Annotated in this window: 14 protein-coding genes; 12 read left to right on the top strand and 2 right to left on the bottom strand. The window is 52.0% G+C overall.

All coding sequences use genetic code 11. The features are described 5' to 3' along the window. Nucleotides 1-10: 10 nt before the first annotated feature. On the bottom strand, nt 11-652 hold the full coding sequence (locus tag VFA_RS17150; protein ID WP_004728128.1) for a TetR family transcriptional regulator C-terminal domain-containing protein: 642 nt from the start codon (nt 650-652) through the stop codon (nt 11-13). 217 nt (nt 653-869) lie between these two features. Between VFA_RS17150 and VFA_RS17145 the strand changes: the two genes are divergently transcribed. From VFA_RS17145 to VFA_RS17095, 11 genes are all read left to right on the top strand, one after another. Further along, nucleotides 870-2,399, top strand: a complete 1,530-nt coding sequence (locus VFA_RS17145; protein WP_004728127.1) for an ABC transporter ATP-binding protein — start codon at nt 870-872, stop codon at nt 2,397-2,399. Next, entirely contained in the window at nt 2,392-3,498 is a 1,107-nt protein-coding gene (locus VFA_RS17140) for an ABC transporter permease (protein WP_004728126.1), read from the top strand. The genes VFA_RS17145 and VFA_RS17140 overlap by 8 nt, the downstream gene beginning before the upstream one ends. Continuing rightward, a complete protein-coding gene (locus VFA_RS17135) occupies nt 3,498-4,427 on the top strand; it encodes an ABC transporter permease (RefSeq protein ID WP_004728125.1) in 930 nt (309 codons plus the stop codon). Before VFA_RS17140 ends, VFA_RS17135 begins: the two co-directional genes overlap by 1 nt. Before the next feature lie 361 nt (nt 4,428-4,788). Next, the gene (locus VFA_RS17130; RefSeq protein WP_004728124.1) at nt 4,789-5,865 is read left to right on the top strand and encodes a BMP family ABC transporter substrate-binding protein; all 1,077 of its coding nucleotides are present in this window, start codon (nt 4,789-4,791) and stop codon (nt 5,863-5,865) included. Nucleotides 5,866-5,961: 96 nt separating this feature from the next. Continuing rightward, on the top strand, nt 5,962-7,374 hold the full coding sequence (xdhA, locus tag VFA_RS17125) for a xanthine dehydrogenase small subunit (protein WP_004728123.1): 1,413 nt from the start codon (nt 5,962-5,964) through the stop codon (nt 7,372-7,374). Next, on the top strand, nt 7,367-9,745 hold the full coding sequence (xdhB, locus tag VFA_RS17120) for a xanthine dehydrogenase molybdopterin binding subunit (RefSeq protein WP_004728122.1): 2,379 nt from the start codon (nt 7,367-7,369) through the stop codon (nt 9,743-9,745). Before xdhA ends, xdhB begins: the two co-directional genes overlap by 8 nt. Beyond that, nucleotides 9,729-10,610: a xanthine dehydrogenase accessory protein XdhC gene (gene xdhC / locus VFA_RS17115; RefSeq protein WP_004728119.1), complete on the top strand. Its 882-nt coding sequence runs from the start codon at nt 9,729-9,731 to the stop codon at nt 10,608-10,610. The genes xdhB and xdhC overlap by 17 nt, the downstream gene beginning before the upstream one ends. Beyond that, nucleotides 10,607-11,098, top strand: coding sequence for a 2-oxo-4-hydroxy-4-carboxy-5-ureidoimidazoline decarboxylase (gene uraD, locus VFA_RS17110; RefSeq protein WP_004728117.1), 492 nt, complete (start codon nt 10,607-10,609; stop codon nt 11,096-11,098). The genes xdhC and uraD overlap by 4 nt, the downstream gene beginning before the upstream one ends. Beyond that, nucleotides 11,095-11,418, top strand: coding sequence for a hydroxyisourate hydrolase (uraH, locus tag VFA_RS17105; protein ID WP_004728116.1), 324 nt, complete (start codon nt 11,095-11,097; stop codon nt 11,416-11,418). Before uraD ends, uraH begins: the two co-directional genes overlap by 4 nt. Nucleotide 11,419: 1 nt before the next feature. Continuing rightward, nucleotides 11,420-12,802: a guanine deaminase gene (gene guaD, locus VFA_RS17100; protein WP_004728114.1), complete on the top strand. Its 1,383-nt coding sequence runs from the start codon at nt 11,420-11,422 to the stop codon at nt 12,800-12,802. Next, complete coding sequence (locus VFA_RS17095) at nt 12,748-13,983, top strand: urate hydroxylase PuuD (RefSeq protein ID WP_081454487.1); 1,236 nt, start codon at nt 12,748-12,750, stop codon at nt 13,981-13,983. Before guaD ends, VFA_RS17095 begins: the two co-directional genes overlap by 55 nt. A gap of 113 nt (nt 13,984-14,096) precedes the next feature. Here the strand turns inward: VFA_RS17095 and VFA_RS23930 are convergent, their stop codons facing one another. Then, nucleotides 14,097-14,267: a hypothetical protein gene (locus VFA_RS23930; protein WP_167498033.1), complete on the bottom strand. Its 171-nt coding sequence runs from the start codon at nt 14,265-14,267 to the stop codon at nt 14,097-14,099. Between the two features lie 478 nt (nt 14,268-14,745). Here VFA_RS23930 and VFA_RS17090 point away from each other — a divergent pair, with 478 nt between their 5' ends. Further along, nucleotides 14,746-15,030: an EF-hand domain-containing protein gene (locus tag VFA_RS17090; protein ID WP_004728108.1), complete on the top strand. Its 285-nt coding sequence runs from the start codon at nt 14,746-14,748 to the stop codon at nt 15,028-15,030. Nucleotides 15,031-15,082 lie beyond the last annotated feature (52 nt).

The following is a 15,082-nucleotide window of genomic DNA, read 5'->3' as shown; positions in this document are numbered from 1 at the left end:
GCTCTATACGTTACGACGTCACGGCTAAGCCGCGTAAAATCACATCAACCAGAAACTGCTGCGCCTGTTCAAACTCTTCTTCAGACATCGGCGCGCCTTTGATGAGCTGAATTTCGGTATCAAAGTCTGCGTAAAACTGCGTCGCGCCCCAAATCAAAAACAGCAAATGCAACGGATCAACCGGGCGAATTAAGCCCTGTTCGACCCACGCGTTGATCACACTCGCTTTGCCTGCTGCCCAGTTGACGACCGGAAACTGAATTTCATCACGAATCACCGGCGCGCCCTGAATAATCTCTTGAGCGAAAATCTTTGACTCTTGAGGATGCGTTCGGCTGTAGCGCATTTTGCCGACGATATAATTGCGCAGCACCGCTTGTGGCGAACTGTCGATGGCACTTTCTGAAAAACCTTCATTCCACAGCGTGAGAATGTCTTGCAATAACGCTTTATACAGCCCGGTTTTGGACTTGAAGTAATACAGAATGTTGGCTTTGGGCAAATTCACTCGGTCAGCAATCGCCTGAACTGATGTGCCTTTGTAACCATGTTTGACGAACTCATCAGCGGCGGCCTGCAAGATTAATTCCTGATTGCGGCGGCGAATTTCTCCGGAGATTGAGCGTTTCTGCGGTCTCAGTTCCGTATCCAAGTGAACTCCTTTCATATTGGCCCTTTATTACAGTAATCAATGCTTATGCACCGCTTGTCAAGCGTCGAAATATGCACTCTTTTTAAGCAGTTGCACATTTATGGTTCAGTGCCGTGATACGCCATCCCCCTCACGCCTTATCCCGACAAGATTTGAACACTTGGTCAAGTTTTTGCATTTACCCTTTCGAAAAAAAATAGAAAGGAATCTGCTCAACATGACTACACCACTTCTCGAACTGTGGAATCTCAGTAAGTTTTTCCCGGGTGTCGTGGCGAATGACAAAGTGAATCTCAAACTGTTTCCCGGCGAAATTCTTGCGTTGCTGGGTGAAAATGGCGCTGGCAAGTCCACGCTGGTGAAAATGATTTACGGGGTCAACGCACCCAGTGAAGGTGCAATTTTATGGAACAATCATGAAGTCAGCATGACATCCCCCAATCAAGCCCGCGCCATGGGAATTGGCATGGTGTTCCAGCACTTCTCTGTGTTTGAAACCCTGACGGTGTTAGAAAATATCCAGTTGGGGCTAGATAAAGAATTTCTCGACTCTTTGGATGATTTACGCCAAACCATTATCGAAAAAAGCGAACAATATCAGTTGCACGTGGACCCGGATCGTTACGTTCACAGCCTGAGTATCGGCGAGCGCCAACGGGTTGAAATTTTGCGTTGTTTGATTCAGAACGTAAAACTGCTGATCCTTGATGAGCCGACCTCGGTACTGGCCCCGCAGGAGATCGAAGGGTTGTTTACCGTGCTCAATCAACTGGCGTCTGAAGGCTGCGCGATTTTGTTCATCAGCCACAAGCTAAAGGAAGTCACCACGCTTTGTCATCGCGCTGTGATACTGCGTGGCGGCAAAGTGACGGGGGAATGCAACCCTGCCCGCGAAACGCCCAATTCAATTGCGCGCATGATGGTTGGCGATGAAACCCAATTGTCGGAAACGTACCCAAAAACTACCGGTGAAACGGTGGTGCTCCGCACGGTCGATCTGTCACTCGCGCCGTCTCATCCGTTCGGATGCAGCTTAAAGCGCATTAATCTTGAGCTTCGCGGTGGCGAAATCTTTGGTTTGGCCGGCGTTGCGGGCAATGGTCAGGAAGACTTATTGGCCGTGCTGAGCGGCGAAGACACGCGCGCCGAGAAAGACGCGATCCAGTGGCAAAATACGCCGATTGGCCATTTGCATGCAGGGTGCCGCCGCCAACTGGGCTTAGCCTACGTCCCGGCCAATCGCTTGGGACAAGGTGCCGTACCGGAGATGAGTTTAGAAGAGAATACCCTGCTGACGCATACGCGCTCACTTTGTCGCAGCGGTGTGATTCAATTTCCCAAACTCAAAGCTATGGCCCAAAAACTGATTCAAACCAATCAGGTCAAGTGCCGCAACGAACAGTCGCAAGCGAAAAGTTTGTCGGGCGGGAATCTGCAAAAATTCATCATGGGGCGTGAAGTGGCACAAGCGCCGCGTGTATTGATTTGTGCGCACCCGACTTGGGGCGTCGATATTGGTGCGGCCAGCGCAATTCATCGACAGTTGATCGCATTGCGCGACCAAGGTGCTGCCATTCTGGTGGTGTCTGAAGATATTGATGAGCTGTTCGTGCTTTGCGATCGCCTCGCCGCAATTTATGAGGGCCACGTTTCTTCGGCGGTAAAAACGGCGGACACGTCCATTGATCAAATCGGTGAGTGGATTGCAGGCGGCTTTATGGCGTCGCAGGAGGTGGCCCATGCTTAACGTGCAACCTCGTCTGGAAAGTTCAAAGTTGATGATGTGGCTCTCGCCGTTCATCGCTGTGACCTTAACGCTCGCTGTTTCCAGTATGCTGTTTGTGTGGCTGGACGTCAGCCCGGTGAAAGCGTTTCAGGTGTTTGTGATGATGCCCTTTTCCGACAGCTACAACTTGGGCGAATTACTGGTGAAATCCGCGCCATTGATGCTGTGTGCCGTGGGTTTAGCGCTCTGTTATCGTGCCAACATCTGGAATATTGGTGCGGAAGGCCAGTTATTGATTGGCGCCGTGGCGGCAAGTGCGGTCGCGGTGAACGCCGATGACACCTCAGGAATTGGCATGCTGCTGGCAACCTTAATTGCGGGCATGGCTGCAGGCGCAGGCTGGGCTGCAATCCCAACATGGCTGAACCGCCGTTTTCACACCAACATCATTCTTACTACCATCATGCTCAACTACATCGGATTGTATGTGCTGCTGTGGGCGGTGCATGGTCCGCTTCGCGATCCGCAAGGGTTTGGTTTTCCTGAATCTCAAATGTTTGCCGATGCAGCGCTGCTACATCCACTGTTTGACAGCGGACGCGCTTCAGCATCAATCATTGTTGCGGTCGTGATTGCGATGGTTTCGGGTGTTGTGCTGTTCAAAACCCTGCCCGGCTTTCAATTACGCGTGCTTGGCTCTGAACGTTCGGCTGCCAAATACGCCGGTTTTTCAGAGCATCGCCTCGTTTGGGGCGTGATGTTGTTTGCTGGCGCATTGGCAGGTTTTGCTGGCGCAGCCGAAGTCGCGGGCCCGATTGGTCAACTGGTGCCGTCTGTTTCGCCGGGCTATGGCTACGCAGCCATTATCGTGGCGTACTTGGGGCGTCTGAATCCGATCAGTGTGATTGTCGCATCGCTATTTATGGGCGCGCTCTACATGGGAAGCGATCTGGCACAAATCGAACTCGGGCTGCCAACCGCGGTCACCGGGCTTTTCCAAGGCACGCTGCTGTTTTTCCTGCTGGCGTGTGATTTTCTGATTCACTATCGCTTTGTCCCCAAAAGCGCGTTACGGGCGCCCGCTCAAACCACGCTTGTAGACGAAAAAGGAGCCGCATAATGGATGCGTTATTGATTCAATCGCTGTGTATTGCGGCATTGAAAACCGGAACCCCGTTACTCATCATCGCTTTGGGCGAGTTGATTTGTGAAAAAACGGGCGTATTGAATTTGGGCCAGGAAGGTATGATGTTGATGGGCGCGATGGCGGGATTCGCGGGCGCCTATTTCTCCGGCAGTTTATTAGTTGGCATTCTGGTTGCCATGTTGGCTGGTATGTTGATGGCACTGCTGTTTGGCGTCTTGACATTAACCTTGAGCACCAATCAGGTGGCGACTGGGCTGGCATTGACCATCTTTGGTACGGGTCTTAGTGCGTTTCTTGGCGGCAGCTTAGTCGGTTCGACGATCGTCGGCTTCAAAGCGATACCGATCCCACTGCTGAGTGACATTCCGTTCATTGGCCCATTGCTGTTCAATCATGACTTGCTGGTCTACCTCAGCTTCGTGTTGATCGTTGGCGCTTGGTGGGTGCTGCACAAGACACGCGCGGGTCTGATTATTCGCGCGGTTGGCGAAAATCCTCACTCAGCCAATGCGCTTGGCATTGAGGTGATTAAAGTGCGTTACATTGTCACCTTAATCGGAGGCGCGCTGGCAGGTTTGGCTGGCGCGTATATGTCCCTCGCCTACACGCCGATGTGGATGGAAAACATGACCGCAGGCCGCGGCTGGATTGCGCTGGCTTTGGTGGTGTTCGCGTCGTGGCGAATTGGCTATCTGGTTTTGGGCGCGTATCTGTTTGGTTTCACGTCTATCATGCATTTGATGATGCAAGGTGTGGGCGTGGATATTTCACCAAACCTCTTGGCAATGACGCCGTATGTGGCAACGGTTGTGGTGATGGTTCTGCTCAGTTCAAACGAGCTGCGCCAGAAGCTAGCGACGCCGATGAGTTTAGGCAAGCCATTTGATCCCAAACGTCACTAAATTGTATCGTCATGACGAAAACGTCACGACATGAGGAAGCCCGCACTGCGGGCTTTTTTTATTTTTATAGCGGCTGATTTAAGCTGCATCAAATGTGTGCACATCATGAATCACTAAGCACCAAAATTACGCATTCTCACATCAGCGCCAACTCATGTTTACCCTGCTTGAAGCACGTCTTTCTCTTTCGATGCCTTGCTGTGTAAGGCTTTCTCTTATCAATGAAAAATAAATTTTCAAAACACGACCAATTGGTCAAGTTTTTGCTTTATCCATTCATAACGATGCGTTGCAAACCGAACGCCTTAATTCAAACAGCAACAATCTCAACTCAAACCATAAAATGAAAACGGAGAATTTCATGAAACTAAATCAGTGGATGACTGCTGCGGCACTTTCTGTGTCTGCACTGCTCTCAACTTCGGCGCTGGCGGATGATCCGCTGAAAGTCGGCTTTGTCTATGTCGGGCCGATTGGCGACCATGGTTGGAGCTATGAGCACGACCAAGGCCGTATCGAAATGGAAAAGTACTTCGGCGGAAAGGTCAAAACCACCTTTGTTGAAAACGTACCGGAAGGCGCGGATGCAGAACGCGTGATCACGCAGTTGGCAAAATCGGGCAATGACGTGATTTTTACCACCTCTTTTGGCTTTATGAACCCAACGGCGAAAGTGGCGAAACGTTTTCCGAAAGTGACCTTTGAGCACGCCACCGGCTACAAGATGGATAAAAACTTGGGCACGTACGTGCTGCGCACCTATGAAGGTCGTTATGTATCTGGTGTCGCTGCGGGGATGGCCACCAAAACCAACACGCTGGGCTACATCGCAACGTTCCCGATTCCGGAAGTGATTCGCGACATCAATGCCACCTATCTGGGCGCGAAGAGCGTCAATCCAGACATCAAACTGAAAATTGTTTGGGTCAACACCTGGTATGACCCAGGCAAAGAGTCGGATGCAGCGAACGCACTGATTGACCAAGGCGCAGACATCATCATTCAACACACCGACAGCCCGGCGCCACTGATTGCCGCTGAAAAACGTGGTGTGATGGGGATCGGCCAAGCGTCTGACATGAGCCATTTTGCGCCGAAGGCACACATGTTCTCCGTGCGTGACCACTGGGCGCCGCACTACATCAAAACCGTCGAAGGTGTGATGGATAAAAACTGGAAGCCACAGGATTACTGGGGCGGTCTGAAAGATGACGTGCTGCAGATTGTGTCCATCAACCCGAACCTCCCTGCTGAAATCAAACAAGCTATACTCAGTACAGAGGACAAAATTAAGTCTGGCGCTATCGTTCCGTTTACCGGCCCGATGAATGACAACCAAGGCCATTCCGTGATCGCTGCGGGTCATTCTCTAACCGATAAAGAACTTGCAGGCGTGAACTGGTACGTCGAAGGTATCGACGCCAAGATCCCTAACTAATCTCACTTCCGGCTCGCGTCTCCTGCTCACGGTGCGCGAGCCGTTTTTTACCTAGCAAGTTGACCAATTGGACAAGTTTTAAAGACAGAGGAAGTTATGTTAGAGCTCATGATTAACAGCGAGGTGATCAGAGTGGAATCGGCCAAGGCGGATACCATGCTGCTCAACTATTTGCGCGAACAAAAACAGATGACAGGCTCTAAAGAAGGATGCGCCAGTGGCGATTGCGGTGCCTGCACCGTCGTCATGGTCGATCTGGATGAATCTGAGCGCCTTCGTTATCGTCAGATCAACGCCTGCATTACACCAATTCATGCACTGCATGGCAAACAGATCAGGACTGTTGAACATCTCAAACAGGGTGACGCGTTGCACCCGGTTCAGCAAATGGTGGTCGATAAACACGGCACGCAATGTGGCTTTTGCACGCCGGGGATTGTGATGTCGTTGTACGCCCTTTCAAAACAAGAAACGGCTCCCGAAAACCCCAGCGATTTTCTCGCCGGAAATTTATGCCGCTGCACAGGCTATGGCCCGCTGATTGACGCCGCGAACACCATTGCTCACAGCCAAATTGAAGACCCACTCAGCCGTGATGACGAAGCCGTGAAACTCTGGCTCGGTTCTGTGGCCGAAAGCAGCGAGCCACATTACGCGCGTCCAGCTAACCGTCAAGCGTTGGCTGAAGCGATTGCCGTCATGCCGGATGCCAAAATTATCGCAGGCGGGACCGATTTATCGCTCGAAGTGACCCAACACATGAAGTCGCTGCCGCAACTCATCGATATTTCGCATGTGGATGATCTGCTGGGGATTTCTGAAACCACGTCAGGCTGGCGAATTGGCGCAGCGGTGCCGATGAATCAGGTTCACGAATTTGCCAAAGCGCATTTCCCAACCGCTGATGAAGTCATTGAACGTTTGGGCAGTTTAACCATTCGTCACCGCGCAACGCTCGGTGGCAGTCTTGGCCATGCCTCGCCGATTGGCGACATCGCCCCGCTTCTGATCAGTCTCAATGGCCGTATCGAAGTCGATGATGGTGAAACTCGCATTCTGTTTGCACCCGAAGATTACATTACCGGCTATCGCGAAACGGTATTGAAACCCAATCAATGGATCAGCGCGATTCACTTGCCGCGTTTGGCGCCGAATCAGCATCATGCAATCTACAAAATCAGTAAGCGTTACGAAGATGACATTGCGACCGTGACGCTGGGCATCAATATGACCATTGCAACCGATGGTCGTGTGAAGCACTGCATCATTTCAGCAGGCGGCGTCGCCGCGAAATCGGTGCGACTGCATGAGCTGGAAAAAGTGTTCGTTGGCCGCCCATTGTCACTGCCTATCGTTCACGCCGCAAAAGCCCTAGTGCCTACACTGATTCAGCCACTGAGCGATGTACGTGGCAGTGCTGACTATCGAGTGAAGTTGGTACAAAACCTGCTGCAACGCTTTTATCTGGAATCGCAACACGTTGAAACAAGGTTGGTGCAACATGCGTAAATTAACGTCGATTGAATCCTCACACACGCAGCCGCACACCGCGTTCCAGGTGGTTGGGCGTTCTCACCAGCACGAAAGTGCCGAAAAACAAGTCAGTGGTGAAGCGCAGTTTTTAGATGACTACGCAACGCCGCGCGGTTGTTTACACGCAGCCGTTGTCACCAGCGCGATTGCTAAGGGCCAAGTCAGCTCGGTGGATCTGAGCGCTGTCAGTCAGGCCGACGGTGTCGTTCGAGTGCTGACGGCGGACGATATTCCGGGCGAAAAAGACATCGGAACCATCTTTAAAGGTGACCCGTTGCTGATGCTGAACGGCGAGATTCGCTATTTCGGTCAACCCATCGCTTTGGTGCTGGCGACCAGTCATGAACAGGCCTGGAAAGCGGCTCGTCTGGCCAACGTTGAATATACAAAAAGTGACAATGTCACCCTGAGTTATGCCGAAGCGAGTCTTCACGAACCTTTACTGGCTCGCCATCAAATGGGCCCGAATCCCGACACGACGCTGTTCGACCAAGCCGACATTCATCTTGATGGTGACCTACATGTGGGCGGTCAGGAGCACTTTTATCTGGAAGGCCAAGCGAGCCTTGCTGAACTCACTGAAGATGGCGGCATCTTTCTGCGCTCTTCAACCCAAAACCCGTCGGAAGTCCAAAAGCTGGTTGCCGAAGTGCTGGCGGTTGATTTTAACCGAGTCACCGTCGATATGCGCCGCATGGGCGGCGGATTTGGCGGTAAAGAGAGTCAGGCTGCGCAATGGGCATGTATGGCGGCGCTGGGTGCGTTTCACACCAAACGTGCGGTAAAAATGCGTTTGCCACGCGCCGTGGACATGACAGCAACGGGTAAACGCCACCCCTTCTATAACCGCTATCAACTTGCGGCGGACCAACAAGGTGTGATCCAAGCCGCCAGTGTTGAAGTGAACGGCATCTGCGGTCACTCGCCGGATCTTTCGGATGCCATTGTCGATCGCGCGATGTTCCATGCCGACAATGCCTATTCCCTCGGCAAGGCCACGGTGGTTGGCAATCGTCTCAAAACCGATATGGTCTCTCACACCGCGTTTCGAGGCTTTGGTGGTCCACAAGGCATGATCGTGATTGAAAAAGCGATGCAGGAACTGGCGCTAGCCACCGGACTCGATGCACTGGATGTGCGCCTGAACAACCTGTATCGCGCGGGCAAAAACATCACGCCATACGGGATGGAAGTGGAACAGTATGACGAGATGCGCGGCATCATCGAGCAGTTAGAAGCTGACGCAGACTACCGCACGCGCCGCTTGGAAATCGAACAGTGGAACAAGCGCAATCCGGTGCTGAAAAAAGGTCTGGCGCTCACCCCCATCAAGTTCGGCATCGCGTTTACCGCCACGCACCTCAACCAAGCGGGTGCGCTGATTCACATCTACACTGATGGCACATTGCAGGTCTCGCACGGCGGGACGGAAATGGGCCAAGGTCTGCACACCAAGGTTCAGCAGATTGTGGCGCAGTCGATGGGGATTTCGCTTGATAAAGTCCTCGTAACATCAACACGCACCGACAAAGTGCCAAACACCTCACCGACCGCCGCCTCATCAGGCGCCGATCTCAATGGGATGGCAGCTCACAATGCGGTCATGACCATCAAGGAACGTTTACTGGCGTTTGCTTGCGAACATTATCACTGCGATGACCTGGATATCGTCAACGACACTTTGGTGGGTGCCGCGAACCCTGTTTCTTGGGCGGAACTGGTGCAACAAGCCTACATGCATCGCGTGTCGCTCTCGGCCAGTGGCTTTTATCAAACACCAAAAATCGGTTACGACCGTGCCACCGCGACGGGTCGCCCGTTCTTCTACTTCTCGCTCGGCGCCTCTTGCTCAGAAGTCACCATTGATACGTTGACGGGCGAATTGCGCGTGGATCGCGTGGACATTCTGCATGATGTGGGCAGCAGCCTTAACCCGGCGATTGACCGCGGCCAGATCGAAGGCGCGTTTATTCAGGGATTGGGTTGGCTGACGACCGAAGAATTGGTGTGGGCCAAAGACGGTCGCCTGCTCAGCAACAGTCCGATGAATTACAAAATTCCGACCATTGGTGATTACCCAAAACAGATGCAGATTGCGCTGTATGACAAAGCCAATCCGGAGCACAGCATTTATCGCTCAAAAGCTGTTGGTGAGCCCCCGTTCATGCATGCGATCAGCGTCTGGTGCGCTATTTATGACGCAGTGGCGTCCATTTCTGAGCATCGCTGCGCGCCGCACCTGCATGCGCCGGCAACAGGCGAAATGATTTTGAGCGCCTGTGAGCATCAACAGCAGTTGCTTGAAAGCCATCCAGTGAAGGAGAACGCCGATGTCATTCTCTCATAACGCCTTTCTGGCAAGTCCGGGCCTCAATTGGCTCGCGGCGTGTCAGCAACTCGAACAGCGCGGCGAAGCGTACTGCATCGCAACGGTTGTCGCTTATGTTGGTTCCGTGCCTCGTACCAGCGGTGCCAAGATGGTGATCACAGAGACGGCGCAGTTTGACACGCTAGGCGGTGGCAATCTGGAGTATCAAGTCATTGCGCTAGCGCGTGAACATCTCAAAGCCAAGCACAGCGACGTCACGATTGAACGCTTTTCTCTCGCGGCGGATTTGGGGCAATGTTGTGGTGGTGCGGTACAAGTGATGTTTGAGTACTTTCAAACGCAAACGCCGCAGGTGGTCATCTTCGGTGCAGGCCACGTGTGTCAGGCGTTGACGCGCGTGCTTTCTGAGTTACCGTGTCACGTAAAAGTGGTGGATAACCGTGCTGAGTGGCTCACGCCGCTCGCTCAACTTGGCGTCGAAACACACCATTGCGACGACCCGCGTCAGGCGATGACCAGCCTGAACGATAACGCCTATCTCATCATCATGACCCAAGATCACGCGTTGGATTTCGAATTAACGCTGTCTGCGCTAGAAGCACGGCGCTTTGCGTTTGTGGGTTTAATTGGTTCGCAAGGCAAGCGTCAACGGTTTGAGTTTCGTCTCAAAGAACAGCTGAGCAATCCGGCATGGATTGATGCCCTGACCTGCCCAATCGGCCTCCCAGATGTACAAGGAAAGTTACCAATGCAAGTGGCGGTGTCTGTCGCGGCGCAATTGATTGGCCTGTTCGCTCATCAAACACCAGCGCCATCAAATGGTGATGCGCAGTGGCAGCAAGCCAACCAAGCGCGCAAATCACTCAAGGAAACGCACGAATGAACTCCACCCTGAATCAACTCGATTTGAGTGAAGAACAGCTGGCACAAATTTGTACCAGCAGACGTTGGCAACAACTTATGCAGGCGGCGATGCCGTTTGCGTCGGCCGCAGCATTGAACGATGCCGCAGATGCCGCGTTTGCCCAGCTTGAAGAAGCCGATTGGCTGGAAGCCTTTGCCGGACACCCGATGATCGGTGACATGGCCAGTCTTGAGAAGAAATACGCGCAGGGTAAAGCGCTGAGTGCCAAGGAACAAGGTCTGGTTCAACTGGCGTCCAATGAAACGCTGCAAGAACTGCTGGCGTTGAATCAACAATACCGCGCAAAGTTTGGCTTTATTTTCATTGTCTGCGCCACCAACAAAAGTGCCGACGACATGCTGGGCCTGCTCAAGGCACGTATTCACCGAACATACCAACAAGAGCTGCAACAAGCTGCAATTGAACAACAAAAAATCAGTCATATCAGAATGGAAGCGTACCTATGAATCAATTAAGTTGTCATGTACTCGACACCGCCAATGGCCGCCCGGCCGCAGATATTACCGTCAAGCTGTTTCGCTTGGGCAGTTTTGAGTGCCTTGCTGAAGCACAAACCGACCAAGATGGCCGAGTCAAATTTACCGAGGTCGCACTCGATACGCACAACTACACGCTACGATTTTTAGTGCAACCCTACTGTGAGGCGCAATTTGGACAGGCATTTTTCCCAATGATCGACGTGCATTTCACGGTGAGTGAAATGCGCAACTATCACATTCCATTGCTGCTCTCGCCTTATTCCTACTCGAGTTACCGAGGCAGTTAATATGGTGAAAGACAATTCAGCATGGCAAGTTCACCGGGGAAGCATTTTGCACTTCCCTAAAGTGACATTGTCACCAAAGGACAATTATGAATACTGGAACGACGGTGTTTTAGTCATTGAACATGGTCGTATACAGCATGTGGGTGATGCGAAAGCGTTCTTCTCGGTGTCGGCCAATAAAGCGTTGCTGATCCAGGGCAACGTGATCCAGCACCGCGGGTTGTTGATTCCCGGCATGATTGATTCGCACGTGCATTTTCCGCAAGTCGAAATCATCGCCAGCTACGGCAAACAATTGCTCGACTGGCTCAACACTTACACGTTCCCGACTGAACTGCGCTTTTCCAACTACGACTACGCAAAAGTTCAGGCGCAATTTTTCCTGCAACAATTGTTTGCGCATGGGACGACCACGGCGAGCGTTTACGCAACGGTGCATCCACAGTCGGTGGACGCCTTTTTTGAAGCGGCCGAGCAATACGACGCGCGCATGGTTTGCGGCAAAGTGATGATGGATCGCTTCTGTCCTGACGCACTGCAAGACACGCCTGAATCGTCGTATCGCGACAGCAAAGCGCTGATCGAACGCTGGCACAATCAAGGCCGTGCCCTGTACGCAATTACGCCGCGGTTTGCGCCAACCAGCACGCCGCAACAGTTGGCAAAAGCCGGACAGTTGGCCGATGAGCATCCGGATACCTTCATTCAGACTCACTTGAGCGAAAACATCAACGAAGTGGCGTGGGTGAAAGAGCTCTATCCGCACGATGATGATTATTTGGGGGTGTATGAACGCAATCATCTGGTGCGCGACCGTGCGCTGTTCGGCCATGCGATTCATCTGAGCGAGCGTGAACAACAAACGCTGGCCAGTAGCGGTGCGTCCATCGCCTTCTGCCCGTCTTCCAACCTCTTTCTCGGCAGCGGCCTGTTTCCGTATGACAAAGCGAAAGACGCCGGGATTCCGGTGTCGATTGCCAGCGATGTGGGGGGCGGCACCAGTTTGAGCCTGCTGCGCAATCAGGCAGATGCCTACAAAATCTGTCAATTGCAAGGCGTCAGCCTCGATGCGTTTGAATCGCTCTACCTCTGCACGCAAGGCGCCGCCGCGTCAATGGGACTCGATCACCTGATTGGGAATTTTAACATCGGCACTGAAGCCGACTTCATCGAACTCGATCTCACTGCATTTCCAATGCTCAAACAGCGCACATTGCGTTGTCAGGATTTGTCTGAGCAGCTTTTCGCCCTGATCACCCTTGGCGATGAGCGAGTGATCGAGAGAACTTACGTTCATGGAAAATTAGTCTATCAAAAGGATATGGTGTTATGTGGCCACAACTCTACGAATGGTTTGCGTTATTCATCAAATGGTTTCATGTAATTTGTGGCATCGCATGGATTGGTGCGAGCTTCTATTTCACGTGGCTGGACAACAGCTTAGAAACCCCGCCGCAATGGAAAAAAGACAAAGGTATTAAAGGCGATCTTTGGGCTGTACATGGTGGCGGTTTCTATGAAGTGGCCAAATATCAGGTTGGCCCGGAAAAAATGCCGGAGAAACTGCATTGGTTTAAATGGGAAGCCTATTCGACCTGGCTGACGGGTTCGGCATTGCTGATTTGGATGTATTACTTCAACGCGCAAGCGTATCTGGTCGACCCACGTGTGATGGAACTCACCTCGCTGCAAGCGGTTGGTGTGGGTGTGGGCGGTATTTTGCTTGGCGTCGTGGTGTATGAGGGCTCGATGCGCTCTCCGCTTGGCCGCAACACGCTGCTGTTCAGTGGCGCGTTAATCGCTTTTGGTGCGCTGTTTTTCTATGGATTTACGCACCTGTTCAGCGGCCGCGGCGCGTTCATCCATATGGGGGCATTAATTGGCTCCATTATGGTCAATAACGTCTTCCATAAGATTATTCCGGGTCAGCGTAAAATGGTTGCGCAGGTGGCCGCGGGTGAACCGGTCGATCCTGCGCCCGGACTAGAAGGCAAACGCCGCTCGATTCACAACAACTACTTCACACTGCCGGTGATTTTCCTGATGATCAGCAACCATTACCCGATGGTGTATCAACATGCGCACAGCTGGTTGGTGGGGATGCTGATTCTGGTGATCAGTGCGTATATTCGTCACTACTTCAACCTCAAACATGCCGGTGAGAAAAAACCGTTCGTGATGTTTTCTGGTGCGGCCGCGATGTTTGCTCTGGCCGTCGTGATTAGCTGGCAAGCGACCGAACAGATGCATATGGCGAAATCAAATGCGCGTGATGCTGCGCCTGCCAGTGCGACGATCACAGCGTCGCTCAATGCGGATCAACACATTGCGCAGCAGATCATCGAACAACGGTGCAGCCAGTGTCACAGTGCCACGCCAACGGATGACATCTTCAAAGTAGCGCCGAGTGGCGCGGTATTTGATAGCTGGCAGGACATTAACCGCTGGAAATCACGCATCATTGCTCGCGCCGTAGACAGCGCAGATATGCCGTTTCTCAATAAAACCCAGATGACGGACGAAGAACGCCAGCAGCTTAAGCAGGCATTGTCTGCACTCAACTAATTGAAAAGACGAAGATAAACAAAAGCCACCTGGAGGAACCAAGTGGCTTTTTTATCGTTGATGGACAACCCACGGGCGGGTTCAAGGAGAAATCAAGTGACCAGAATAGTGACTTAATTGCTCACCGAGGAGACCTGTTGAATCAATGCTGCCAGAGACAAATCCGGCATATTGGACAGCGCGATCACCACCAACGCAATGATCATGAAGGTTGGAAATAACTGCATAAAGTAGGAAAACAGAAAGCCTTCACTGTAATCTGAAGAGGAGTATGTCTTTTTCATCACTCTAGCCTCGCGCTCCATTGCCAATGGAGACAGTTGACGTTGTTGCGTTCGTTTCAAGCATGGTGATCGCTTGCCACTCAAAAACACCCATCAAGACGATTGAACTGTGTCAATTTCGTGCCTTTCCCGCTTCATAGAGTGACTCAACCACACTGAGCACCGTGATCGTTTGGGTGCGTGACGAATTCATCGTGCTGCTCACACCGGGTGACCACCGCCCCTCATCTTCTTTGTTGAAGAATGATATAAACTCTAGCGCATATTTGTGGGCTTTCCACTAAATACAAATAGAATCCATTCTTATTTACGCTTTATCAGTTTTGAGAATTATTGCATTAAATGTTCACGCACAATGCGTGGCTAAGCGAAGTGTAAAGCAATGTAAAGTCGCGAACCCTTTGCCCAGTCATCGCTCCAATGCTGCGTTCAATCATAAGAACGACATTCAATATTCCAATCAATGAAGGACGAACACATGAAATCTATTTCGCTTTTTGCCTTATTGGGCTGCACTTTGTTGTCGGCGTCGGCCATGGCTCAAAACCAACCGAGCGATCGCCCGGAGATGGGACCGCCTCCGAGCTTTTCGGATATGGACAGCAACGGCGATGGCGTATTGACACAAGATGAAGTGCAAGGCCCCATGCAGCGTGATTTCAGCGACATGGATAGCAATAGTGATGGGCAGTTAACCGAAACCGAAGTGGATACGTTTATGAAAAACCATCAACCACCACAGCGTCCAAACCACGATGAATGACATCGGATTGCGAGAGAAATAGAAAGAGAAAGCCCGGTTATTACCGGGCTTT

Source organism: Vibrio furnissii CIP 102972 (assembly GCF_000176175.1).
Lineage (GTDB): Bacteria > Pseudomonadota > Gammaproteobacteria > Enterobacterales > Vibrionaceae > Vibrio > Vibrio furnissii.
Note: the sequence above shows the minus strand (reverse complement) of the source record. Positions and strands in the feature narration are given on the sequence as shown.

Bases quoted from the DNA above. Each gene is read 5' to 3' on its own strand.
- VFA_RS17145 (WP_004728127.1), top strand. From the start codon at position 870: ATGACTACACCACTTCTCGAACTGTGGAATCTCAGTAAGTTTTTCCCG.
- VFA_RS17140 (WP_004728126.1), top strand. From the start codon at position 2,392: ATGCTTAACGTGCAACCTCGTCTGGAAAGTTCAAAGTTGATGATGTGG.
- VFA_RS17135 (WP_004728125.1), top strand. From the start codon at position 3,498: ATGGATGCGTTATTGATTCAATCGCTGTGTATTGCGGCATTGAAAACC.
- VFA_RS17130 (WP_004728124.1), top strand. From the start codon at position 4,789: ATGAAACTAAATCAGTGGATGACTGCTGCGGCACTTTCTGTGTCTGCA.
- xdhA (WP_004728123.1), top strand. From the start codon at position 5,962: ATGTTAGAGCTCATGATTAACAGCGAGGTGATCAGAGTGGAATCGGCC.
- xdhB (WP_004728122.1), top strand. From the start codon at position 7,367: ATGCGTAAATTAACGTCGATTGAATCCTCACACACGCAGCCGCACACC.
- xdhC (WP_004728119.1), top strand. From the start codon at position 9,729: ATGTCATTCTCTCATAACGCCTTTCTGGCAAGTCCGGGCCTCAATTGG.
- uraD (WP_004728117.1), top strand. From the start codon at position 10,607: ATGAACTCCACCCTGAATCAACTCGATTTGAGTGAAGAACAGCTGGCA.
- uraH (WP_004728116.1), top strand. From the start codon at position 11,095: ATGAATCAATTAAGTTGTCATGTACTCGACACCGCCAATGGCCGCCCG.
- guaD (WP_004728114.1), top strand. From the start codon at position 11,420: ATGGTGAAAGACAATTCAGCATGGCAAGTTCACCGGGGAAGCATTTTG.
- VFA_RS17095 (WP_081454487.1), top strand. From the start codon at position 12,748: ATGTGGCCACAACTCTACGAATGGTTTGCGTTATTCATCAAATGGTTT.
- VFA_RS23930 (WP_167498033.1), bottom strand. From the start codon at position 14,267: ATGAAAAAGACATACTCCTCTTCAGATTACAGTGAAGGCTTTCTGTTT.
- VFA_RS17090 (WP_004728108.1), top strand. From the start codon at position 14,746: ATGAAATCTATTTCGCTTTTTGCCTTATTGGGCTGCACTTTGTTGTCG.